The 21,718-nt window shown below is 53.6% G+C and carries 25 protein-coding genes; 21 read left to right on the forward strand and 4 right to left on the reverse strand.

Annotation, left to right across the window (positions count from 1 at the left end):
• The 8 genes from B4N58_RS14195 to B4N58_RS14230 form a co-directional block, all read left to right on the forward strand.
• Positions 1-346: flagellin (locus B4N58_RS14195; RefSeq protein WP_291750463.1), on the forward strand; the 346-nt coding region annotated here is incomplete at its 5' end.
• A 175-nt stretch (positions 347-521) separates the two neighbouring features.
• On the forward strand, positions 522-866 hold the full coding sequence (locus B4N58_RS14200; RefSeq protein WP_008252524.1) for a flagellar protein FlaG: 345 nt from the start codon (positions 522-524) through the stop codon (positions 864-866).
• 22 nt (positions 867-888) lie between these two features.
• A complete protein-coding gene (gene fliD / locus B4N58_RS14205) occupies positions 889-2,532 on the forward strand; it encodes a flagellar filament capping protein FliD (protein WP_291750464.1) in 1,644 nt (547 codons plus the stop codon).
• 104 nt (positions 2,533-2,636) lie between these two features.
• Complete coding sequence (gene fliS / locus B4N58_RS14210; protein ID WP_291750465.1) at positions 2,637-3,029, forward strand: flagellar export chaperone FliS; 393 nt, start codon at positions 2,637-2,639, stop codon at positions 3,027-3,029.
• Positions 3,030-3,055: 26 nt separating this feature from the next.
• On the forward strand, positions 3,056-3,403 hold the full coding sequence (locus B4N58_RS14215) for a flagellar protein FliT (protein WP_008252519.1): 348 nt from the start codon (positions 3,056-3,058) through the stop codon (positions 3,401-3,403).
• Between the two features lie 31 nt (positions 3,404-3,434).
• Positions 3,435-4,691, forward strand: a complete 1,257-nt coding sequence (locus B4N58_RS14220; RefSeq protein WP_291750466.1) for a flagellar hook-length control protein FliK — start codon at positions 3,435-3,437, stop codon at positions 4,689-4,691.
• Complete coding sequence (locus tag B4N58_RS14225; protein ID WP_050771253.1) at positions 4,648-4,968, forward strand: EscU/YscU/HrcU family type III secretion system export apparatus switch protein; 321 nt, start codon at positions 4,648-4,650, stop codon at positions 4,966-4,968. Before B4N58_RS14220 ends, B4N58_RS14225 begins: the two co-directional genes overlap by 44 nt.
• On the forward strand, positions 4,965-5,720 hold the full coding sequence (locus B4N58_RS14230) for a flagellar brake protein (protein ID WP_291750467.1): 756 nt from the start codon (positions 4,965-4,967) through the stop codon (positions 5,718-5,720). The genes B4N58_RS14225 and B4N58_RS14230 overlap by 4 nt, the downstream gene beginning before the upstream one ends.
• Before the next feature lie 10 nt (positions 5,721-5,730).
• On the opposite strand, the gene B4N58_RS14235 is transcribed toward B4N58_RS14230, so the two are convergent.
• A complete protein-coding gene (locus B4N58_RS14235) occupies positions 5,731-7,269 on the reverse strand; it encodes a helicase HerA-like C-terminal domain-containing protein (RefSeq protein ID WP_291750468.1) in 1,539 nt (512 codons plus the stop codon).
• Positions 7,270-7,350: 81 nt separating this feature from the next.
• Complete coding sequence (locus tag B4N58_RS14240; RefSeq protein ID WP_008252509.1) at positions 7,351-7,674, reverse strand: flagellar hook-basal body complex protein FliE; 324 nt, start codon at positions 7,672-7,674, stop codon at positions 7,351-7,353.
• 224 nt (positions 7,675-7,898) lie between these two features.
• Between B4N58_RS14240 and fliF the strand changes: the two genes are divergently transcribed.
• The 13 genes from fliF (at position 7,899) to fliR (ending at position 19,165) form a co-directional block, all read left to right on the forward strand.
• Positions 7,899-9,626 carry a flagellar basal-body MS-ring/collar protein FliF gene (fliF, locus tag B4N58_RS14245; RefSeq protein ID WP_291750469.1) on the forward strand — a complete coding sequence of 576 codons (1,728 nt, stop codon included), beginning with the start codon at positions 7,899-7,901 and terminating at the stop codon, positions 9,624-9,626.
• 36 nt (positions 9,627-9,662) lie between these two features.
• Positions 9,663-10,664 (forward strand): flagellar motor switch protein FliG, encoded by a 1,002-nt coding sequence (gene fliG, locus B4N58_RS14250; RefSeq protein WP_291750470.1) that lies wholly within the window; start codon positions 9,663-9,665, stop codon positions 10,662-10,664.
• A complete protein-coding gene (locus B4N58_RS14255; RefSeq protein ID WP_291750471.1) occupies positions 10,651-11,388 on the forward strand; it encodes a FliH/SctL family protein in 738 nt (245 codons plus the stop codon). The genes fliG and B4N58_RS14255 overlap by 14 nt, the downstream gene beginning before the upstream one ends.
• The gene (gene fliI / locus B4N58_RS14260) at positions 11,389-12,795 is read left to right on the forward strand and encodes a flagellar protein export ATPase FliI (RefSeq protein WP_008252502.1); all 1,407 of its coding nucleotides are present in this window, start codon (positions 11,389-11,391) and stop codon (positions 12,793-12,795) included.
• A gap of 15 nt (positions 12,796-12,810) precedes the next feature.
• On the forward strand, positions 12,811-13,260 hold the full coding sequence (gene fliJ, locus B4N58_RS14265; protein ID WP_198006864.1) for a flagellar export protein FliJ: 450 nt from the start codon (positions 12,811-12,813) through the stop codon (positions 13,258-13,260).
• Positions 13,257-14,747 (forward strand): flagellar hook-length control protein FliK, encoded by a 1,491-nt coding sequence (locus B4N58_RS14270; RefSeq protein WP_291750472.1) that lies wholly within the window; start codon positions 13,257-13,259, stop codon positions 14,745-14,747. Before fliJ ends, B4N58_RS14270 begins: the two co-directional genes overlap by 4 nt.
• A gap of 128 nt (positions 14,748-14,875) precedes the next feature.
• On the forward strand, positions 14,876-15,394 hold the full coding sequence (locus B4N58_RS14275) for a flagellar basal body-associated FliL family protein (protein WP_291750473.1): 519 nt from the start codon (positions 14,876-14,878) through the stop codon (positions 15,392-15,394).
• 16 nt (positions 15,395-15,410) lie between these two features.
• Positions 15,411-16,457 carry a flagellar motor switch protein FliM gene (gene fliM, locus B4N58_RS14280; protein WP_291750474.1) on the forward strand — a complete coding sequence of 349 codons (1,047 nt, stop codon included), beginning with the start codon at positions 15,411-15,413 and terminating at the stop codon, positions 16,455-16,457.
• 22 nt (positions 16,458-16,479) lie between these two features.
• On the forward strand, positions 16,480-16,929 hold the full coding sequence (fliN, locus tag B4N58_RS14285) for a flagellar motor switch protein FliN (RefSeq protein WP_291750475.1): 450 nt from the start codon (positions 16,480-16,482) through the stop codon (positions 16,927-16,929).
• Positions 16,930-16,992: 63 nt separating this feature from the next.
• Positions 16,993-17,331, forward strand: a complete 339-nt coding sequence (gene fliO, locus B4N58_RS14290; protein WP_291750476.1) for a flagellar biosynthetic protein FliO — start codon at positions 16,993-16,995, stop codon at positions 17,329-17,331.
• Positions 17,328-18,098: a flagellar type III secretion system pore protein FliP gene (fliP, locus tag B4N58_RS14295; protein WP_291750477.1), complete on the forward strand. Its 771-nt coding sequence runs from the start codon at positions 17,328-17,330 to the stop codon at positions 18,096-18,098. The genes fliO and fliP overlap by 4 nt, the downstream gene beginning before the upstream one ends.
• Before the next feature lie 30 nt (positions 18,099-18,128).
• Positions 18,129-18,398: a flagellar biosynthesis protein FliQ gene (gene fliQ, locus B4N58_RS14300; RefSeq protein ID WP_008252485.1), complete on the forward strand. Its 270-nt coding sequence runs from the start codon at positions 18,129-18,131 to the stop codon at positions 18,396-18,398.
• Positions 18,399-18,400: 2 nt separating this feature from the next.
• A complete protein-coding gene (gene fliR / locus B4N58_RS14305) occupies positions 18,401-19,165 on the forward strand; it encodes a flagellar biosynthetic protein FliR (RefSeq protein ID WP_291750478.1) in 765 nt (254 codons plus the stop codon).
• Here fliR and B4N58_RS14310 read toward each other — a convergent pair whose 3' ends face one another.
• Both B4N58_RS14310 and B4N58_RS14315 read right to left on the reverse strand, forming a co-directional pair.
• Positions 19,166-19,618, reverse strand: coding sequence for a response regulator (locus tag B4N58_RS14310; protein WP_291750479.1), 453 nt, complete (start codon positions 19,616-19,618; stop codon positions 19,166-19,168).
• Positions 19,603-21,654, reverse strand: coding sequence for a histidine kinase dimerization/phospho-acceptor domain-containing protein (locus B4N58_RS14315; RefSeq protein ID WP_291750480.1), 2,052 nt, complete (start codon positions 21,652-21,654; stop codon positions 19,603-19,605). Before B4N58_RS14315 ends, B4N58_RS14310 begins: the two co-directional genes overlap by 16 nt.
• Positions 21,655-21,718 lie beyond the last annotated feature (64 nt).

A 21,718-nucleotide genomic window follows, 5' to 3' on the forward strand; every position in this document is an offset into this window, starting at 1 on the left:
AACCACCCTGGGTGGCGCAACACAAGCTGCAATCGTGACCGCCTTCGGTGGAGTCGATACAGCTGCCAACGCTGAAACCGCAATCGATACCATCGACACCGCGATCGACGACATCACCAACCTGCGCGCTACTGTGGGTGCTGGCTTGAGCCGACTGGAACAAGTGGTCGGTTCTCTTGAAACCACCAGCAGCAACTTGAGTTCTGCACGTGGCCGAATCATGGATGCCGACTTCGCCAAGGAAACTGCGAACCTCACCCGTTCACAGATTCTGCAACAGGCCGGTACCGCCATGTTGGCCCAGGCCAACCAGCTGCCCAACAACGTGTTGAGCTTGCTGCGTTAATTCAGACTTGGTCTGAACCCTGACAAGAATTTGCCAAAAGCAGGTTCGAATCAAACAAAAAGCCCGGTGAATCAAGCTCACCGGGCTTTTTAACGCTAAAGAAAACCCCTAAACCTGCCGTTAATCAAGACATGGGGGCTTGTCTTGCCCGCTTAGAATTCGGAAGGTGGCGAAAATGAACATTTCAAACATGGCTGATTATGCAACTGCCCTGCAAAAACCGCAGGATGCCAGCAACACAAAACCCGCACCCGGTGTGGTAGCGAAGCCTTTGCTGGGCGAAAAAGCCGAACTGAGCGTGAGTGAAGTACTTGAGGTGGTTCAGAAAGCGAATGCCGCATTGACGAGCAACCAGTCGAATTTGAAGTTTCTGGTCGACACCGACAACGGCAAGCCGATTGTTCAAATCGTGGACCGGGAAACCCAGGAAGTGTTGAAACAAATTCCATCGGTTGAAATGCTGAAAATCGCAAAAGCCATCGAGAAAATGCAAGGCGTTCTAATGTCTCGCGAAGCCTAGAACGCAACAAGGGGAATAAATCATGGTAGGAATCTCATCTGCAGGCATTGGTTCAGGAATGGACATTGAGGGCATCATCAGCTCCTTGATGGCGGCTGAACGCATCCCACTGACCAAGGTAAGTCAGGAACGCACAGCGATCAACACCAAGATTTCGATTTACGGCATTATCAAAAATTCGTTTGCAGACCTGAAAGCTGCCGCGGACAAACTCAGCAGCTTGAACAACCTGAATCCCTTGAAGGCCACATCAAGCGACGAAAAAATTGTATCAGCCAGCGCCAGTGCAGCCGGTGCAAAAGGCAGCTACAGCATTGAGGTCAGCCAGCTGGCCAAGGCCCAAAGTGTAGCTGCGCAAGGCGTAGCCACCGCAGACACCACCGTGGGCACAGGCAGCCTGACGATCACCTTGGGCAGCTACGATTCCGGCACCAACACCTTCACCAACAATCCCGACAAAACCCCAGTCACGATCAACATTGGCGCAGGGCAACAAACCCTGGACGGCATCAAACAGGCCATCAATGATTCAGATGCCGGCGTTACTGCATCTATAGTGAACGACGGAGCAGGCTCGCGCCTGGTGCTGACCAGCAAGGAAACCGGTGCAGTCAACGGGTTCAAGCTCGAGGTAACTGATGCCGATGGCAACAACACCGACACCACCGGGCTTTCCCGATTGGCTTATGATCCCACCGCTGCGGTGGGTGCCGGCAAAAATGCCGACACCCTGCAAGTGGCACAAAACGCCAACTTCACCATCAATAATTTGCCAGTGAGCAAAGCCAGCAACACCGTGACAGACGCAGTGGCTGGTCTGACGCTGAACCTGAAAGCGCAGACCACATCGCCTGTCAATCTGGAAGTGGGCCTGGACGACACCGCATTGAAGACCACACTGGACGGGTTTGTGACTGCGTACAACAAAATACGCGGCAACCTGAAAGACCAGCAACAGAAAGACGCCACCCTGTCGCGTGAAACCACACCGTCCACCCTTGAACGGGGACTTCGCAATATTCTGCGCGAACAGGTTGCCCAATACGGCATCGGTTTGAGCGATATTGGCTTGAGTTTTGACAAAGACGGCGTGTTATCACTGAACAAAACCAAGCTGGACACCGCAGTCGCAGCCGACCCTTCCATTCTCGAGAAGGTGTTTGCCAACACAGCAACCACCACCGATGCGCGCGTGAAGTATCTGGGTGCCAACAACATGACCCAAGAGGGTACTTTTGCGGTCAATGTGAGCACCGCTTACGATGGCAGCAATACTATCGCTGGCACCATCAACGGTGTGGCAGGCACAGGAGTGGGCAATACCTTAACGGGTGCCACAGGCGATCCCAGCGAGGGCCTGCAGTTTTCGGTGGTTCAGGGAGCCAGTGGCAATATGGGCACGATCACCTTCAGCAAAGGCCTGGCCGAGCGACTGAGCGACTGGATCGGCAGCCTGACTGATGAAGGCGGCACCTTGGTATCCAGAACCGATGGCCTGACCAGCAGAAAATCTCGTCTGGACGACCAGGAAGACCGACTGAACCTGAGGCTGGAACAGGTTGAAAAGCGATACCGCGCCCAATTCTCTGCGCTGGACTCCATGCTGGCCAGCATGCAGCAGACCAGCTCTTATCTGAGCCAGCAACTGGCCGCCTTGGCCAAATAGCGGTAAGCGCAGAACTGTGCCCTAAAACCCCTGTTTTTAGTCAGATCAAACAGGGGTGGCAAGCCCTACTATTTGTTTAAGACAAATCACCAAGTGAACGCACCATGATGTACGGCGCAAAAGCATATGCACAAGTCGGGTTGGAAACAGGCATCAACAGTGCCTCACCCCACGGCCTTATTGTGATGCTTTACGAAGGGGCCATCGAGGCCATTCGCAAGGCCAAAATTTACCTTGAAATGCAAAACATCGAAATGAAAACCAAATCGGTGGACAAGGCGCTGCGCATCATCAAAGACGGATTAACTGCTTCACTCGACGTGAATGCTGGTGGTGCGCTGGCCCAGCAACTGCTTTCCCTGTACGACTACATTGGCAAAGAACTGATTTTGGCCAACGCCCAAAACAGTCCGGAACGCATGGACACCTGCATCGATTTGCTGGATGACCTGCGCACTGCCTGGCTTGAAATTGGCCAGACCGCCACCAAACCATAACAACCCACTTAGGACCGCTCTCGACCATGATCTTCGCGACAGACAACAACGGTGCAATCATGAAGCTGTACGCCGCCATAGCGAATCAAAGCCAAGTAATGCTTGATTCGGCCAAGGCTGGCAATTGGGATGAGTTGTGTGCTGCTGAAGAACAGTGCTCAAGGCTGATCCACGAGCTCCAGGCCATCAAGGAAGCACAACAAACCGAATTAAATGAAAAGGAACGCAGTCAGCATATCGGCTATTTGAAAAAAATTCTGGCCGACGACGCCGCGATTCGCGACATCACTGAACCCCGCCTTAAGCAGTTGGAAGAATTTCTTCGCGCAGCCAACAACTCGCAGAAACTCAGCAACTCTTATGGATCCAACTAAGCCATTGCGCTAAAAGCAACGGGTGTGAGACATGACATTAACCCCGGTTAAATCGGCTCCGCCCAACGTCAACTCCGTACTTCAATCCAATCCCGGTGATCGGGTTTCGTCTGGCAAAGGCGAAATTGCGCCCGTTGTTGCCATACTGACCCGCCAACTCCCACTGCCCCAAGCGCAGCAGCTTGCTGGCCAAACCGCCTTGGTGCGTGTGGTGAAAGGTGGGCCTGGTAACGAGGCCGAGCTAGAGTTTGCCGGCCAGAATATTCAGGTCAAATTGCCGCCTGGGCGACAACTGACTGCGGGCGAAATGGTCACCGTCGCATTTGCACTGTCCGGAAAAGGCGATGATTTGTCCGCGGGTGGTACCAGCGGCGGTAAAAAAATCGCCGATGCCCGCAACCTGCTCACCACACTGCCCACCAGCACCGACGATGGCGAAGCGCAAGACTCTCCCAGTTTCGTAGATCGACTCTCGGGCACCGCACGGTTGATCGGACTTCTTGAACGCTTGGGGCAGGGATCACCAACTCAGGTGTCTACCTCGGTGATGACCAGCCTGAAACAATTAAGCACCCAGTTTCAAACACAGGCCGCCCTGCCCGGCGCCTTGCTGGCTGAATCTGACAATACAACGCCCAACGCACGCACACTTGCTCAAACCACGCCGCAAACCCAAATACAGCAAGCCCAGGGCGTTAATACTTTGAACAACAGCCTTGCTGGCGTGTTGGCCAAACAGGTTAGTGCAGCCGTGGAAAACAGCGGTTTGTTCTATGAATCGCACTTGCAGCAATGGGCCAATGGGCAACGCAGCACCGATCAAATTGCGAAAGAGCCCCAAGCCCGTTTTGGGCAAGAGCAGGTGATTTCCGAGAAAGGTTTGAACCCCGCTGCAGTTGAACAATCGGTGAAACTGGTGACCGCTCAACTGGCTGCGCTGGACAACAACCGCATTTCATTGGCGCTCAGTGGCCTGTTGGGCCACCCGGTGCAAATCGACATCGAACCCGATCAGGAAGAACCCTCCGAACAGGACAAGCAAAACAATGAAGAAGCCGCACGCCCCTGGGTTGCACGCCTGAAACTGGACATGGCTCATTTGGGTGAACTAAATGTTCGAGTGCGCATGGTAGGTTCACAATGTGATGTACAAATTACCGGACCGGCGCGCAGCAAACAAGCCATCGACCCGCATTGGCAAAGCTTTCGGCAAGCCATGGATGACAAGGGATTGAAGCTGGTTCATGGCCAGTTCATGGTGCCCACGGGGTTTGAAATTGGCGAATAAACTAAGCCCCCAACAAGCCGTGGCTCTGGCTTACCTTGAACACTCTGGCGCACCAAAGGTAGTGGCCAAAGGTCAAGGCTTGATTGCCGAACAAATCATCCAGAAAGCCAAGGAGTCTGGGGTGTTTGTTCATGAAAGCCGCGAGCTGGTCTCGTTGCTGATGAATGTCGACCTGGACCAACAAATTCCACCTGGCCTGTATCAGGCGATTGCGGAATTGCTGGCCTGGGTGTATCAAATAGAAAACAAAGAATTCAGTACAGAGGGGAAGTCATGAGTCACAACACAAGTATTGCGCCTGAACGCGATCAAAAGCTGCTTGAGGAATTCAGTTTGAGTGCAGTGCCCACCCTGCGCAAACTACTCACCACCATCGATGAGGACGAGCACGAACTTTACGTTTATCTGCAATCTGATAACACCCAGTTTGTGACCGAAATACTGAGCATCGATTGGAGCAGTGGCTTGATGTGGCTGGGCACGCCCTATGAAAAAGCGTTGAGCAGCAATTGCAATGCCTCAACATCCTATGTAATGGTGAGCTTTCCCGATGGCGTCAAAGTGCAGTTTGCGGGTGTGGGTATTTTGCAAAGCCAATACCAAGGGGCCGATGCCTTGCGCATTGCCATACCCAAAACCATTGTTCGCCTGCAACGGCGAAATTACTTCCGGGTTATGGCCGATGAGGAATTGAACTCGCAGGTCAAACTTGAAATTCCCTCAGTGAGTAGCCCGATCAGCCTGATCGACATCAGCCTTGCGGGTTGCGGTTTGTCGTTGCAAACATCACCCAGCCTTCATCAGGCTGGAGAAATCATTCCGGACGTTCGCCTGACCTTGCCCGACGGCGAAGGCAGCATGTTGGTCGAATTGGTGGTGCGAAATATCAAACCCATGGCCGACCACCCTGAAATGGTTCAACTTGGATGCGAGATGAAAACCCTGGAACGGGGTTCCGAGCGCCGCCTGCAGCGCTTTTTACTGGCCACCGAACGCAGACAACGCGCCAACCTGCATTCGATCGACTAAGTTCTGTTGGTCAGCGCCGCTTGCTGCCACCCAAAAGGGAACCCAAAATGCCACGCATCAGCTCGCGACCGACTTGCGAGCCAATGCTGCGCGCGGCACTTTTTGCCATGGTTTCTGCCACGCTTTGGCGCTTGCGCCCACCCGCCGAACTGGTACCAAACAACATGTCGCCCAAGCCACTCAAAGTGCTTTTTTCCTCAGCGGTTTGAGTGCCTTTTGCAGCAGGTGTTTCTGCAGCATCCTGCGCAGCCATCGCCTGCTCGGTGCGCGCCTTCAACATTTCGAATGCCGATTCACGGTCTACGGTTTTTTCGTACACACCCGCAACCAACGAATTCGCAATCAATTCCTTGCATTGCTCGGGACTGGCCGGGCCAAACTTGCTGGCGGGTGGGTATACCCAAGCACGGCAAGTGGGGCTGGGTGTCCCTTTGGGGTCGAGAAAACTGACCAAGGCTTCACCCACACCCAACTCAGTAATGGCCGCTTCAATGTCCAAACCAGCATTTGGGCGCATGGTTTCAGCCGCCACTTTCACCGCTTTCTGGTCGCGCGGGGTGAAGGCCCGCAAGGCATGCTGAACACGATTGCCCAATTGGCCCAGTACCGAATCAGGAACATCGAGCGGATTCTGGGTCACGAAATAAACACCCACACCTTTGGAACGAATCAGCCGAACCACCAGTTCAACTTTTTCAATCAAAGGCTTTGGTGCATCCGTGAACAACAGGTGCGCCTCGTCAAAGAAAAATACCATCTTGGGTTTGTCAACATCGCCCACCTCGGGCAAGTTTTCGAACAACTCCGACAACAGCCACAACAGAAAGGTGGCGTACAGCTTCGGCGAATTCATCAACTGGTTGGCCGCCAGAATATTGATAATGCCGCGCCCGTTAGAATCGGTTTGCATCAGGTCGTCGATATTCAACATCGGCTCGCCGAAGAACTTGTCAGCGCCTTGCCCTTCCAGGGCCAACAAACCGCGCTGAATAGCGCCGACTGAGGCAGATGAAATATTGCCGTACTCGGTGGTGAACTGCTTGGCGTTTTCACCCACGTACTGCAGCATGGCGCGCAGGTCTTTCAAATCCAGCAACAGCATGCCGTTGTCATCGGCAATTTTGAACACCAGGTTCAACACGCCTTCCTGGGTGTCATTCAAACCCAGCAGGCGGCCCAACAGCAAAGGCCCCATATCGGAAATGGTGGCGCGTACCGGGTGGCCTTGCTCACCAAATACATCCCACAAAGTCACAGGGCTACCTGCGAATTCCGGCACAGGTATGCCGGTCATTTTCAGGCGTTCTTCAAATTTGGGAGAAGTTTTGCCAGGCTGGGAAATGCCGGTCAAGTCGCCTTTCACATCGGCCATGAACACGGGGGTGCCCATGCGTGAAAACGCTTCGGCCAGCACCTGCAAAGTAACTGTTTTACCCGTGCCGGTTGCGCCTGTAATCAAACCGTGCCGGTTGGCCAACTGGGGCAACATCACCAGGTCTGTTGCGATTTCAGCGCGGTTGTCACGGGCAATCGGGAAAGGTGCAATCATGGGCTGGGCTCCAGTTCTTCAATGAGTCGATGAACTGGATTGTGCCACAGCCTGTCTGGAACTCAGAACGAATTCAAAACATTACACAGGCATGTTCATGATGTCGTTGTAGGCCTGAAGAATTTTGTTACGCGCCTGAACCACCGCTGTGAATTGCAGCGATGAAGTATTCATGGCGATCACGGTTTCTTCAACCGAGGCAGTGGGGTCATCCATCTGCAAACGCTTGCCCAGGTCCGCAGCCTTGTCGGCCGACAGGCTAGCGCTTTCCAAAGCCTTGGCAATCGCATCGGCAAACGAGGCCTGGTCAAGTGCCTGTGGCTTGCTGGTCAGCGACGGGCTTTTGATGGCATCTGTTACCGCACTGCTTAACAGGCCACTCACGGCCCCCATTTTGTCGATCATGAAACACTCCAACGCGGAATTATTGTTTGTACCCTCTCTTTGTACAGGCAAGCGGGGCAAGCCATTGCCCCAAACAAGGGGTAAAACCCCCCTTATTTTTTAAACGCCACCCTCAAGTTTTTGAAATAGGTGCCGTTAAAGCCCCCTTTTTACCGAATTGCTTGCATACCCCAGCAAGCACAATGCATGGGTAGAACAATATTTAACCCACACGCAGGTATTCCATGGCAGAAGTCCTCAGCAGCCCCGAAGTGATCGGCCCGGTTGGAAACAACCCGATTACCAATATGCAGCAACGTTTCGCAAAACTGCCCCAGAAAAACAAGATGGGCATACTGATCGGTGTGCCATTGCTGATCGCGGTGATCGCCTCACTGCTAATGTGGGCCAACCAGACCAGCTACCGTGTGCTGTTCAGCGGCCTGAACGACCAAGACGGTGGCGCTATTGTTGAAGCACTGACACAAATGAAAGTGCCTTACGAATTCAACACCGCAGGCACTGCCATTCTGGTGCCTTCCAACAAGGTGTACGACACGCGCCTGGCCCTGGCCAGCCAAGGCCTTCCCAAAGGCAGTGTGAGTGGCTTTGAAGCCATGGACAACCAGAAGCTGGGCATTACCCAGTTTCAGGAACAAGTGAATTACCAACGCGCGCTGGAAGGTGAACTGGTTCGTTCCATTCAATCCATTTCGGCAGTGCAAAGTGCACGCGTGCATTTGGCCATTCCCAAACCCTCCATTTTCATCCGCGAAAAGCAAACACCCAGCGCATCGATTGTGCTGAACCTGTTTGGCAGCCGCACTTTGTCCGAACCGCAAATCAACGGCATTGTGCATTTGGTGGCATCAAGCCTGCCAGGCATGAACCCGGAAGATGTCAGCATCGTTGACCAGTCTGGTCGCCTGCTTACCGGCAAAACACAATTGGAAAGTGGTTTGAACCCCACGCAACTGGCCTATACCAATCAAATTGAACAAAGCCTGACCAGCCGCATCGTTGACATTCTCAGCCCAGTGTTCGGCAGCGAAAATGTGCGCGCCACCGTGACTGCAAATATGGACTACTCGACTTCCGAGCGTACCGACGAAATTTACAAACCCAATGGTGATGCTACACAGGCCACCATTCGCAGCCAACAAATCAGCGAATCCAACGACGGCAGCAGCAATGCCAACCCACAAGGTATACCCGGCGTGATGGCCAACACCCCCCCTGGAGAAGCAGCCGCCAACATTGGCCAAAACCCGCAACAAGCATTGGCCAACGGTGTGAACGGTGGCACCAGCACACCCACGCAAACCAACAGCAGCACCCGCAAAGACTCCACCGTGAATTATGAAGTGGACAAGTCGGTGCAATACACCAAGTCGCAAGTCGGGAAAATTGAACGCTTGTCCGCCGCTGTGGTGGTGAACTACAAAACAATCACCGACCCCAAAGGCGAAACTCGCCAAGTGCCCCTGACACCTGAGGAAATTACCCAACTGGACAGCCTGGTAAAGCAAGCCATTGGTTTTGACGAGCAACGCGGCGACGCAGTGAATGTAGTCAACCAGGCCTTCACCAAGGTAGAAGAAGAAACCATCCCCATGTGGGCACAGCAGGAAACCATGGACCTGGCGAAATCACTGGGCATGCCAATTGGGATTGCACTGATCGCGGCCATTTTGGTGTTCGGTGTACTGCGTCCCATGATGAAGCCGGCTGAAGTTGATTTGTTCGATGAAGGGCCTGAACTGTTGCCCGGACAACGCATGCCACTTCTGGCCAACCAGGTGGGCGGCGACAACGACGCAGAGTTGCTGGAGCAACTTCAACGCGAAGGCACCCTGCCCGGCATGAATCGCCAGGAAAAAATGGAGAAGCTGCGCCAATTGGCCAAAGAACACCCACAGATTGTCGCCAGTATCGTAAAAAACTGGGTCAACGGCGAAACACAGAACGGCTAAGGCCCACCTGACGAAGCACTACAAGGAATCTACACCATGGCAGAAAGCGAACTTGGCATTCAAAAAGGCGCAATCCTGATGCTTAGCTTGGGCGAAGAAGAGGCCGCAGAAGTATTCAAATACCTAGGCCCCAAAGAAGTTCAAAAGCTGGGTCAACAAATGTCAAAAACCAAAGACGTGCCCATCGACCGCATTGAAGAAATTGCAGGCGAAGTGGTTCAGATTGCGCAAAGCCAGAGTGCGTTGGGCCTTGATTCTGACGCTTATATTCGCAGTGTGCTGACCCGTGCCTTGGGTGAAGACAAAGCTGGATTTTTGCTGGATCGCATTTTACAGGGCAGTGACACCTCGGGCATTGAAGGCCTGAAGTGGATGGACCCGGGTACAGTGGCCGAACTGATCAAGAATGAACACCCACAAATTATTGCCACCATTCTGGTTCACCTGGAACGCGACTTTGCCGCGGCAATTTTAAACCTTTTTGTAGAGCGCCTTCGCAGCGATGTGGTGCTGCGAATAGCCACGATTGACGGCATTCAACCGAATGCCTTGCTCGAATTGAATGATGTGCTGTCCAAAGTGCTGGCCGGTGGCGACAAACTGAAGAAAACCACCCTGGGTGGAGTGCGTGCTGCTGCTGAAATCTTGAACTTCGTGGGCACCACTTCAGAGAAAAACGTGCTGGATACCATTCGCGAATACGACAACGAACTCAGTCAGCGTATTCAGGATGAAATGTTCACTTTCGACAACCTGTTGGACATTGACGATCGCGGCATGCAGAGCATTCTGCGCGACGTACAAAGCGACCTGCTGGTCATCGCACTGAAAGGTGCTGACGAAGCAATTCGCGAAAAAGTATTCAAGAACATGTCTACCCGTGCGGCAGAAGCCCTGCGCGATGATCTTGAAAGCCGCGGACCAGTTCGCCTCTCCGAAGTGGAAGCTGCGCAAAAAGACGTGCTGAAAGTGGCCAGAAAGCTGGCCGATGCAGGCGAAGTTGTACTGGGCGGAGGCGGAGAAGATGCGTTCATCTAACCGCATTATTCGTGGCCTTGATGCCGCAGAACTGCCGAACTGGTCGGTTGAGCTGATTGGCTCGCGCTATGAAAACCCGGTCGATCGCATGATGGCGGAAATCAACCGGCATCAAACAGAAATCAGCGCCCCACCACCAGCCCCCACCGCAGAGGAACTGCGTTTGAAAGAATGGGAGCAGGCACTGGCCCGGCGCGAGAAACAGCTGGAAGAACTTGAAAAAGACACCCTGAAACAGGCCGAGGAACGTGGCCAGCAGCTGGGCTATGAAGCGGGCTGGAATGCTGCACACAATGAGCGTGTGGTGTTGGTACAGGCTGCCAGCACCATGGAAGAAGAATTCGAGCGCTTCAAAGGCGACTTGTCCGAAAAACTGCTTGACCTCGCAGTGCTGGTCAGCAAGAAAGTGATTGGCGACACGCTCGCCATGCACCCCGAATACGCAGCAGAACTGCTGAACCAGGTTCTGGAGAACATGCAATTGCACAGCAAAGCGGTCACGCTGCGTGCACACCCCAACACCATTCGCGTACTTGAAGCCCAGTTCGGCGATCAGCAAATGCTGGGCAACCTGCGCATGATCGAGGACCCCAAACAACTACAAGGTGGTTTTTTGCTGCAACACCCGGAGGGCGAAGTGGATGCAACACTTCAAACCCGCTGGCTGCGAGCCATTGAGGCCTTGGGCCGCAACAACCCGTTAAGCCCTGAGGACACTGAATAAATGGCCGATCTGCTGGAATGGATTGACGAATGCAAGTTTCTGGTTGAACACAGCCAGCCCCAAATTGCCACAGGCAAACTCACCCGAGTGGCCGGTTTGGTCATGGAGGCCGTGGGCTTGAAACTGCCGGTGGGCAGTGTGTGCACTGTGGTGCAAAAAGGTGCACCGCCACTTGAAGCCGAAGTGGTCGGCTTTAATGGCGACAAACTGTTCCTGATGCCCGCCACCGATGTGCATGGCATGACGCCCGGCGCCAAGGTCATTGCGCAGGAGCCACCGCCGATCGCGCCAAAACTGGGTGTGAAAGCCCACCCCTGGCGCAGACCCGAAGACAAAACCAAACACCTGCCCGTGGGCGACAGCCTGTTGGGCCGCGTCGTGGACAGCAATGGCCGCCCGCTGGACACCCTGGGTGAACTGAAATTCGAAAAACGCAGCCCACTGGCTGCGCGCCCCATCAACCCCCTGGAACGCGAACCCATTACCGAGCCACTGGACGTGGGCGTTCGCGCCATCAATGCCCTGCTCACGGTTGGCCGAGGTCAGCGTATTGGTCTGATGGCGGGTTCTGGCGTGGGTAAATCCGTGTTGCTGGGCATGATGGCCCGTTACACCAAAGCCGACCGTGTGGTGGTCGGCCTGATCGGCGAACGTGGCCGCGAAGTGAAAGAATTCATTGAACAGATTTTGGGTGAAGAAGGCCTAAAGCGCAGTGTGGTCATTGCCGCTCCGGCCGACGTCAGCCCCCTGCTTCGGATGCAAGGCGCAGCCTACACCCAGGTGGTGGCTGAGCATTTTCGTGATCAAGGCCACAACGTGCTCATGATCATGGATTCACTGACACGCTATGCCATGGCCCAACGTGAAATCGCTTTGGCCATTGGTGAACCACCCGCCACCAAGGGCTATCCCCCAAGCGTGTTTGCAAAACTGCCCACACTGGTTGAACGGGCTGGCAATGGCAGAAAAGGCGCAGGCTCCATTACTGCGTTTTACACTGTACTGACTGAAGGCGACGACCAGCAAGACCCCATTGCGGATTCAGCCCGCGCCATTCTCGACGGTCACATTGTTCTGTCGCGGCAACTGGCAGAAAGTGGCCACTATCCCGCCATCGATATTGAACAGTCGATTTCACGGGCCATGCACAACATTGTGCCTGCAGGCCACCTGAATGCGGCCCGCGGCTTGAAAGCTGCATTCTCCCGCGTGCAACGCAACCGTGACCTGATCACCGTGGGTGCCTACTCCCCAGGGGCAGACCCACAATTGGACCATTCTTTGGCCCTTTATCCAAAGATTGAAAACCTGCTGCAGCAGTCAATGTTAGAGAGTGCAAGTTTCGATGAAGCGCTGGCAGGCCTTCAATCGCTATTTCCGAACGAATTTAAAAACGACAAACACTAAACCGCTTGGATGCCCATGAGCAATGTGCTGCAAATCCTGATTGAACAGGCCAGCGAGAAGGCCGACAACCTGGCCCGTGCGATGGCCAGCACCCAGCAAAAACTGGTTCAAGGCCAGGACAAGCTGAATATGCTGCAAACCTACCGCGATGAATGCGAGGGCGGCATGCACAACAAGGCAAGTACCGGCATGACAGGGCAGCAACTGCGCAACCAACTGGCCTTTGTCGGCAAAATTACCCAGGCAATCGAACAGCAAAGCCGTGAAATTGAATTTCTGAATACCACGCTGGCCCACCAACGCACCCAATGGCAGGAAGCGCTGGCTGAGCAACGAAAATTTGAAGCGCTGGTAGAACGGGAAAAACTCAAACAGGCGAAACTTGAAAACAAGCGCGACCAAAAAATGAACGATGAATTTGCAGCACGCATTTACCGGGTTCACACCGCTGGGGAGCCCTCATGAACACGAGTACTCAAGCCATGAACAATGTGAACAAAGTGCAAACTCCCGCAGCGGGCAACAAGCCCAAGCAAGGCCAGCAAGAATCTGAATTGAACTTCACTGAACTGTTTAGTTCAGCCTTGGGCCAATCGGCACCCAAAGCACAACTCAACAGCATTGAAACCCAATTGCGGGAAAGCCTGTACCAGCAAAACAAACCCAAAAAGAACAATGAAAGCACGGCCAATGCCGAGGCGGCACAGGCTGCGCAAGCGGCTGTGTGGGCGCAACGCAACTGGATGCAGACTGCACCAGCGCAACAAGCCATGACAGTAAATTCATCGAACAGCGGTATCAAGAACGCCGAGCCCGCAAAGCAGGCACCGGCACCTGAAAGCACGCAACAGGCTGATTCAGCCAATGCATCGACCACAAGCGAGAACGGCCCGACAACCTCTCGCAATGCAGAGCAAACATCTGCACAAACTGCGGCAGAAACTGCAGACAATAATGTAGAAACCTCCACACTTGCGTCACCTGGCAGCCCTGCAAAAACCAACCCTGCTACCGAGCCCGCACTGAACAGTGCCGCCTACGGCGAACCAGGTGAACTGGCCTCAGGCCAACCACAGCCCGGCAATCAGCAAGGCAATGCCAATACACAAATTACTGTCGACACACCACTTGCCGCCGAGAAAACAGGCTTTGAGCCTAAAACCACAGCCCAGTTAAAAGCCGACTCCGCCCTGGCCAACAGCACAGTGCAAATGCGCACTGACACGGCTCCAGTCGCTGCGCCAGGCAATTCAGGCAACGCAGTGCAGGCACAACTGAACCAGCAACTGGCACCTCAAACAGCAGCTCAAATCGCCCAGCAGGCGCAAGCACTGGGTGAAGGCCTCAGTGAAAGCATCGCAGAGGAAGGTCTGAAAGTTGGCCAGAAAATTCTGGCTGCGGGCAACCTGCAATCCACTGGCACGGCCACAGGCATCGCCGCAGGCACCAACGGCTTGACTGGCACAGCCGGCAGTGCGCAACAGGCCCTGATCAAAACACCGGTCAATCAACCCGGCTTTGCCAAAGAACTTGGACAGACCGTGCAATGGGCCATCGGCAAAAACCTGTCCACGGTCGACATTCGAGTGAACCCGGAAAGTTTTGGTCCCATGAACATGCGTCTGGTGCAAAAAGGCCAGCAAGTTCAGTTGGTCATTCGAACACAAGACGAAGCCTCGGCCAACCTGTTGACCCAAGCTCTTGGCGGATTGAAAGAAGTACTGGCCCAGAATGGCCTGCAATTGAACCAAGTGCAAATTCAGCACGGCAACGCCCCCACACCACAAGGCCAGGCCAACAACGGCCAGGCTCAGTTTGATCAAAACCGGAACCAAGGCCAGGGCAATGGACAGCACGCAGCTGGCGGTGACAATTCCCAGCCAGAATCGGGTACACCTGCCACCACCGCCACCTCCAGAAAGCCTGAGGGCAAGCTCGACCTGTTTGCCTGATCCTCTTGGGCCTGACGAATGAATTGGGTCCAAACAACACGGCTTTTCGGGGGTTTGCTCAGAAACCTTTCAGACACAATAGAGTTTGAAAGTGACACACAACAGCAATTGAACTTACGGAGTCAAGCATGGCCAGAGTCGCCCCGGCACCCGCTGCAGTAGCCCCAGAGGCCGCAGCGCCCGAAAAAGGATCCAAGAAAAAACTGATCCTGATTCTTGCAATCGTATTGACCGTTCTCGCCGCAGGCGGCGCAGCAGCTTTTTTCCTGCTGGGTGCTCAAGGTGCAGAAGGCGCCGCAGAAGAAAAGGTTGAAGAACCGGTGGGCCCACCCACATTCGTGGTGATGGACCAGTTTGTTGTCAACCTGGCCGAGCCAGACACCACCCGTTACCTGCAAATTGGCATCACCTACGAGGTGAGCGGCCCCGCGCAAGCCGAAGAAATCAAAAACTTCACACCCGTGATTCGCAGCCGGATCTTGTTGGTACTGTCCGGTAAAAACGTGAGCAACCTGACCTCCATTGAAGGCAAACAACAGCTGATGGATGAATTGGTGGACCTGGCTCGCGTCACCATCAAAGGCGATCCGAAAGACCCCACACGCGGCATTCGCGATGTGCATTTTTCCAGCTTTGTGATTCAGTAACAGGACGCGCTGCACCATGCCCGGAGAATTTCTTTCACAAGACGAAGTCGATGCCCTGCTCAGGGGTGTGAACGGCGAAGAAGAAACGAAAGACGCTTCTGAAACCGCTGAAGGTATTCGGCCCTACAACCTGGCCACTCAGGAACGTATTGTGCGTGGCCGCATGCCCACGCTCGAAATCATCAACGAGCGTTTTGCGCGCCTCATCCGCATCGGCCTGTTCAACTTCATGCGTCGCAGCCCGGAAATTTCCGTAGGCCCAGTGAAAGTATTGAAGTACAACGAATTCATTCGCAACCTGGTGGTACCCACCAACTTGAACATCATGGCCATGAAGCCGCTGCGCGGCAATGCCTTGTTCATTTTTGATCCCAGCCTTGTATTTGCAGTGATCGACAATTTGTTCGGTGGCGACGGGCGTTTTCACACCCGTGTTGAGGGGCGGGATTTCACCCAAACCGAACAGCGCATCATCGCTCGCATGCTGGAAGTAATTCGCGAAGAATTTGTGAAAGCCTGGGCACCCGTGTTTCCCCTGAAACCCGAATACCTGCGCTCTGAAATGCACACCCAATTTGCCAACATTGCCACTCCGTCCGAGATCGTGGTGACCACCTCGTTCTCCATTGAACTGGGCGCCGGTGGTGGCTCGCTTCACATTTGCATCCCCTACTCCACCATGGAACCCATTCGCGATTTGCTGTACTCCAGCATGCAGGGTGACCAGGCCGAACCCGACAAACGTTGGGTCACCATGCTGAAAAAGCAGGTGCAAATGGCAGAAGTGGATTTGGTGGCAAGCCTGGCCAGCACACAGCTGACCGTGGCCGACATCATGGAACTGAGAATTGGTGACGTCATACCGATTGAAATTGACAAAGTGATTGAAGCGCGAGTGGACAATGTGCCCGTGTTCAATTGCAGCTACGGCACCAGTGGTGGCCAGTACGCACTGAAAGTTGAAGAAGTTCTGGCTGTGAGCAATGAGTCACATGCCGACGCGCTGAACCTGGAAGCCTTGCTGAGCAAGGAAGCCAAGCAGGCTGAAAAAACACACGAATAGCGATCAAGATAAGGAACACACCATGTCTGAACAGCAAGTAGATACCGTAACCGACGCAGCCGATGACTGGGCCGCAGCCCTGGCAGAACAAGCCAGCACCACCGCCACCAGTACCGGCGACACCGACAACCTGTTTGCCCAGGCCAGCGATGCAAAACCAGCCTCGGGCTTATTCCAGCCATTTGCCGGAAGTGTGGCTTCGGGCACGCAGAACGACATCGACATGATTCTCGACATCCCGGTTCAGTTGACTGTTGAGCTGGGTCGGACGAAGATACCGATTAAGCACATTCTGCAACTGGCCCAAGGCTCTGTCATTGAACTGGACGGGCTTGCAGGCGAACCCATGGATGTGCTGGTGAACGGCTATCTCATTGCGCAAGGCGAAGTGGTGGTAGTCAACGACAAATTTGGTATCCGGTTAACCGACATCATCACGCCATCCGAGCGTTTGAGAAAACTCAACCGTTGATACCCTTTTGCAGTACAAAGGCATGCAACTACAACAAAAAAACAAAAATGCGGTGGGACATTCATGACAGGCCATCTGCTGCAAACCACGCTGGGCCTGCTGTTTGTGGTGGGCTTGCTGCTCGCCTTGGTGTGGTTGCTCAAACGCATGGGCATTGGCAACCAACAGCGCCGTGGCGGCTTTTACAAAGTATTGGCCACCTCAGCCCTCGGCCCTCGTGAAAAAATAGTACTGGTCGAAATTGGTGACACTTGGCTGGTGCTTGGAATGACCAGCAGCAGCATCAACACCCTGCACAGCATGCCTGCGGGCAGCATTGCGCTGGACGACCTACAAAACCCCGCAGTGAACTTTGCAAAAATGCTGGAGCGCGTGAAAACTGGCAAGGTGAAATCATCATGAGCACCCTGCGCACCACACCCGGCAAACTCACCGCCTTGGGCGTATTACTCCTTTTGCTCTTTTGGGCCTGGCCCGAAGCGCAAGCCCAGCAAGTACTGCCGGGCGTTACGGCCACGCCAGGCGCCAACGGCACCACCAACTACAGCGTGCCCATTCAAACACTGCTGTTTTTTACCTTCCTCAGTTTTTTGCCCGCATTGCTCTTGATGATGACGGGCTTCACTCGTATCGTGATTGTCATGTCGCTGCTGCGCATGGCATTGGGCACGCAAAACTCACCGCCCAACCAGGTCATCATCGGCTTGAGCATGTTCCTCACCTTTTTCATCATGGCACCGGTGTTTGATCGCGTGTATGAAAACGCCTACCTGCCGTTTTCCAACAATGAAATCGAATTCCAGGAAATGACCGAAAGGGCCAGCGTGCCGATGAAAGACTTCATGCTCAAGCAAACCCGCGAACCCGATCTGGCACTTTTCATACGACTGGGCAAAGTAGAGAACGTCGAGAATCCCGAAGACGTGCCCCTGCGCGTCCTGATTCCGGCTTTCGTCACCAGCGAACTCAAAACTGCCTTTCAGATCGGCTTCATGATATTTCTGCCGCTTCTGGTCATCGACCTGATTGTGGCCAGCGTGCTGATGTCCATGGGTATGATGATGCTGTCGCCCATGTTGATCTCCCTGCCATTCAAGATCATGCTGTTTGTGCTGGTCGATGGATGGACCTTGCTGGTTGGCTCGCTGGTGGCCAGCTTCGAGACCTAAACTGAACTGAACTGAACTGAGCGTACAAACATGAACAGCCAAACCGTGTTGAATTTGGGCCAGTCTGCACTGGAAGTGATGTTGATGGTATCGGGCCCGCTGTTGGTGGTGGCCTTGGTGGTGGGTTTGCTGGTCAGCATTTTGCAGGCCGCCACGCAAATCAATGAAATGACCTTGTCTTTCATTCCGAAAATTCTGGGCATTTTTGCCACCTTGCTATTGCTTGGTCCCTGGATGCTGGCCACGCTGGTGGACTACACCCAGCGTTTGATCATGAGCATTCCGACCGTAATCGGCTAAGCATGGTCCCCATCAACGGCGAACAACTCGAAATCTGGATCGCCTCGTTTTTGTGGCCCTTTATCCGTATTCTGGCCATGCTGGCCACTGCCCCTGTGTTCGATAACCGCACCGTGCAACGCCGCACACGTGTAGGTCTTGCCGCACTCATTGCCATTCTCATGATGCCGCTGCTGCCGGCTCCCCCGGTGCTCAGTTCAGCACAAACCATTCCGGTTTTAATTCAGCAAATACTGATTGGTGTGGCCATGGGCTTTTCCATGCGGCTTGTGTTTGCCGCATTTGAAATGGCAGGCGACTTGCTCGGTCTGCAAATGGGCTTGGCCTTCGCACAATTCATTGACCCCGCACGCGGCACGCAAACACCACTCATCGGCAGTTTTCTGGGTGTACTGGCCATGCTGACCTTTCTGGTCATTGATGGTCACCTGTTGGTCATCGCCGCAGTGGTTCAAAGTTTCGAGTTGATTCCGATCAGTGCAAATCTTGCTGTGGTCAATAGCCAAAGCATTGCGATGGCCGGCAGCATCATGTTTATGCTTGCCCTGCAAATTTCATTGCCAGTCATGGCAGCTGTGCTAATCAGCAATATTGTGCTGGGCATTTTGGCGCGCGCAGCGCCACAACTGAATGTAATGTCGATCGGCTTTTCGATCACCATTGGTGTGGGCCTGTGGATTCTCTGGGTCAGCCTGCCCTACTTCATCGCTGGAATTGACGGCGCCATTGGCCGTCTCTTGAGTATTTCCGTGTTGAACACGGGCTGATCATTCCAGAAAAAAATCGGTGTCAACCGTGCAATCCTTGCCGGTCAGCGGGTCGCTTTTGCGGCCTGACGAATGCGACAAATGGTAGCGGATCACCTCCATCAGCTGCTCGACTTCAAACGGTTTAATCAGGTAATCATTGGCCCCCAAGGCAAACGCCTGTTGTAAATCACTGGCATCGCTGCGTGCACTCAACAACACAAAAGGCAACTTCTTGAAGTGCGTATCGCCACGCACTGCGCGCAACAAATCAAAGCCATCCATATTGGGCATCATCAAATCGCTCACGATCATTCTGGGCAAAGCCGCATCGTGTACGCGGCACTCCAGCAGCAAGCGCAAGGCCTCTTGTCCATCGTGGGCCTCCATCACATCTAGCCCGCTCAATTGCAGCAACTGCGAAAGATTACTCAGGATGGTCAAGTCATCCTCTACGATCATGACGCGCGGCATGCTTCCTCCTTCAGGGATGGCAGATCAACACACAACCAGTGGCGGTTGCGGCGGTTCTTGATCATGATGCGCCCATTGATCAAACGGATCACCCGCTTGGTCAACAGCAAAGTGAATGGCAAACACTCCCCCTTGAAGGGCACCACGGTTTCTTCATCGTGCGCAGGCTCGAGCTGTCCACCCTTGATCATCCAGGCGGGCCACTCCAGCAACTCAATACACAAATTCAAAGTGTGATCAGTGGGCATCTTGATAGTCAATTTGCCAGCATGTGACTCTTTGCTTTCCGCAAACGACAACATTTGCCGCATGGCTTGGGTAAACACATACTCATCGGAGTAAAACACAAACCTGTCCAAGCTGGGGTGCAGCTCATACTCCAGCCAGTGCTGACCATGCCTTCGGCGCTGCTCAAACGAAGAAAACTGGCAAAACACTTTTCGTACATCCAGCTGTGCAATGTTTAAATGGTTGCGTGTGAAATTGGCACCCATGAACATCAGGGTTTCATCCACCAAGGCACGCAACGAACGCAAAGCACCACCAATTTGATCGATGTAATGCAAGGCCGTTTCCGTGTTCACCGGGTCTTTCTGAAGTGAACTTTCCAGCAATGCTTTGGCTGATCCAATCACCGTCATCGGCGTTCGAATTTCATGCGAGAGATAGGATACAAACTGGGATTTTCGGGAAGACAACAAGGACTCCTCATTCAACTCCTCCCGAATGGAAAGCTCCAGGTCCATTTCCTCAGTTCGATCGTGAATAATACCCACAGCTTTGCTGGGCAATCCGTATGCATTCTTCACAGCCACCAAGTGAATTTCAAGCTTCAACAAAGAACCATACACAGTGGCATAACGCACCTGTACTGCCGTGCTGGGCAAGTTGGCCGTGAGGCAAGCCTGCAGGGCTGAATCCAGGCCCTTGATGTCTTCGCTTAGGATGCCAGATCGCCAGGCCTTAGCCGAGATTGCAGACTGCGCCTGCTCATCAAAACCAAACAAACGTCGCCAGGTTGAACTGAACACCACAATTTCCTGTTCAATGTCCCACTCAAACACACCATCTTCAAGCGTGGCCACCGCAGCTACCAAACTGTCAACCGACATTTCATGGTCCTGCTGAACCGTTTCAATTGATTTTTCCAGCTGTTCAATGCGGGTTCGTTCCAATTCCAGTTTCTCGGAGGCATTGGCCACTTGCTCCAAGGCGTCTTGCTTCATGACCTGCAGTTTTTGGTTGTCAGCACGCAAAACCTGCACTGATTTGTCGAGCAGCACATAGACGTAGCAAATCAAGACTGAAATCATCAGCAAAGCGAAAAAGCTGATGAATATTTCGAACCCGGCCCATCCTGTCCATAGTCCGTACCAATCCGCATGTTCGGGGCCATCGTTTACGTGCACAAAACCAATCAGACTGAGTGCAATCATCTGGTTCAAACCCACAATCCCGAAAATGTAAATCATCCGGCTTTGAAGTGGCTTGGATTTTCCCACCGAGGTTTCGTGGGCAAACCGGCTAAGCAAGCCCATGCACACAAAAAGAAACAGGTACATGGTGATCAAACCCAGCCAACGCACATCCAGTATTTGATGGTTGTTGGGAATAAAAATGAACGCCATGTGGATTAGAAACTGGATCAGAATGCCCAGCGACGTAAACAGCAACATGAACAGTTTGGCTGCACCCTTGGCCGACTGCACCAAATAGTCCACATACAGAAACACCGCAATACACACCACAAAAGTGAGTACGGTTCCCGAAATACTGAACAGGGCGTCTTTGGCGGAAGGCAGGGTTAAACCCACAAACGCCGAGGCAAAAAACATGGAAATCACATAAAGGGTAATGAGTACCCCTCGTCGAATCAGGTAGTGGCTATTGGCAATCAGGGGCGGGTTTTTGATTCGAACTTCCACGCCCACGGTCATGGCCAGCAGGGACGCGAAAAAGCCAAAGGCCAATCCGGAAAGATGGGCCTCTGAGATTGCAGCTGCTGCGAATGCAAAGTCCTCCACCAACCAATTCATGAAATGCACCGCCCCTGATTCGATGTATGCAGCTTGTTGCTGATTTATTTATTGAATAGTGACA

Origin of the sequence: Limnobacter sp. UBA3528, assembly GCF_002377005.1 — a bacterium.
Taxonomy (GTDB): domain Bacteria; phylum Pseudomonadota; class Gammaproteobacteria; order Burkholderiales; family Burkholderiaceae_B; genus Limnobacter.

What these genes read in the sequence shown, in the direction of transcription:
- fliR (WP_291750478.1), top strand. Translation starts at nt 18,401, where the DNA reads ATGGTCCCCATCAACGGCGAACAACTCGAAATCTGGATCGCCTCGTTT.
- B4N58_RS14270 (WP_291750472.1), top strand. Translation starts at nt 13,257, where the DNA reads ATGAACACGAGTACTCAAGCCATGAACAATGTGAACAAAGTGCAAACT.
- fliD (WP_291750464.1), top strand. Translation starts at nt 889, where the DNA reads ATGGTAGGAATCTCATCTGCAGGCATTGGTTCAGGAATGGACATTGAG.
- B4N58_RS14310 (WP_291750479.1), bottom strand. Translation starts at nt 19,618, where the DNA reads ATGCCGCGCGTCATGATCGTAGAGGATGACTTGACCATCCTGAGTAAT.
- fliG (WP_291750470.1), top strand. Translation starts at nt 9,663, where the DNA reads ATGGCAGAAAGCGAACTTGGCATTCAAAAAGGCGCAATCCTGATGCTT.
- B4N58_RS14220 (WP_291750466.1), top strand. Translation starts at nt 3,435, where the DNA reads ATGACATTAACCCCGGTTAAATCGGCTCCGCCCAACGTCAACTCCGTA.
- fliO (WP_291750476.1), top strand. Translation starts at nt 16,993, where the DNA reads ATGACAGGCCATCTGCTGCAAACCACGCTGGGCCTGCTGTTTGTGGTG.
- fliJ (WP_198006864.1), top strand. Translation starts at nt 12,811, where the DNA reads ATGAGCAATGTGCTGCAAATCCTGATTGAACAGGCCAGCGAGAAGGCC.
- B4N58_RS14235 (WP_291750468.1), bottom strand. Translation starts at nt 7,269, where the DNA reads ATGATTGCACCTTTCCCGATTGCCCGTGACAACCGCGCTGAAATCGCA.
- B4N58_RS14255 (WP_291750471.1), top strand. Translation starts at nt 10,651, where the DNA reads ATGCGTTCATCTAACCGCATTATTCGTGGCCTTGATGCCGCAGAACTG.
- B4N58_RS14230 (WP_291750467.1), top strand. Translation starts at nt 4,965, where the DNA reads ATGAGTCACAACACAAGTATTGCGCCTGAACGCGATCAAAAGCTGCTT.
- fliM (WP_291750474.1), top strand. Translation starts at nt 15,411, where the DNA reads ATGCCCGGAGAATTTCTTTCACAAGACGAAGTCGATGCCCTGCTCAGG.
- fliF (WP_291750469.1), top strand. Translation starts at nt 7,899, where the DNA reads ATGGCAGAAGTCCTCAGCAGCCCCGAAGTGATCGGCCCGGTTGGAAAC.
- B4N58_RS14240 (WP_008252509.1), bottom strand. Translation starts at nt 7,674, where the DNA reads ATGATCGACAAAATGGGGGCCGTGAGTGGCCTGTTAAGCAGTGCGGTA.
- fliS (WP_291750465.1), top strand. Translation starts at nt 2,637, where the DNA reads ATGATGTACGGCGCAAAAGCATATGCACAAGTCGGGTTGGAAACAGGC.
- B4N58_RS14315 (WP_291750480.1), bottom strand. Translation starts at nt 21,654, where the DNA reads ATGAATTGGTTGGTGGAGGACTTTGCATTCGCAGCAGCTGCAATCTCA.
- B4N58_RS14215 (WP_008252519.1), top strand. Translation starts at nt 3,056, where the DNA reads ATGATCTTCGCGACAGACAACAACGGTGCAATCATGAAGCTGTACGCC.
- B4N58_RS14275 (WP_291750473.1), top strand. Translation starts at nt 14,876, where the DNA reads ATGGCCAGAGTCGCCCCGGCACCCGCTGCAGTAGCCCCAGAGGCCGCA.
- fliQ (WP_008252485.1), top strand. Translation starts at nt 18,129, where the DNA reads ATGAACAGCCAAACCGTGTTGAATTTGGGCCAGTCTGCACTGGAAGTG.
- B4N58_RS14200 (WP_008252524.1), top strand. Translation starts at nt 522, where the DNA reads ATGAACATTTCAAACATGGCTGATTATGCAACTGCCCTGCAAAAACCG.
- B4N58_RS14225 (WP_050771253.1), top strand. Translation starts at nt 4,648, where the DNA reads ATGGCCAGTTCATGGTGCCCACGGGGTTTGAAATTGGCGAATAAACTA.
- fliP (WP_291750477.1), top strand. Translation starts at nt 17,328, where the DNA reads ATGAGCACCCTGCGCACCACACCCGGCAAACTCACCGCCTTGGGCGTA.
- fliI (WP_008252502.1), top strand. Translation starts at nt 11,389, where the DNA reads ATGGCCGATCTGCTGGAATGGATTGACGAATGCAAGTTTCTGGTTGAA.
- fliN (WP_291750475.1), top strand. Translation starts at nt 16,480, where the DNA reads ATGTCTGAACAGCAAGTAGATACCGTAACCGACGCAGCCGATGACTGG.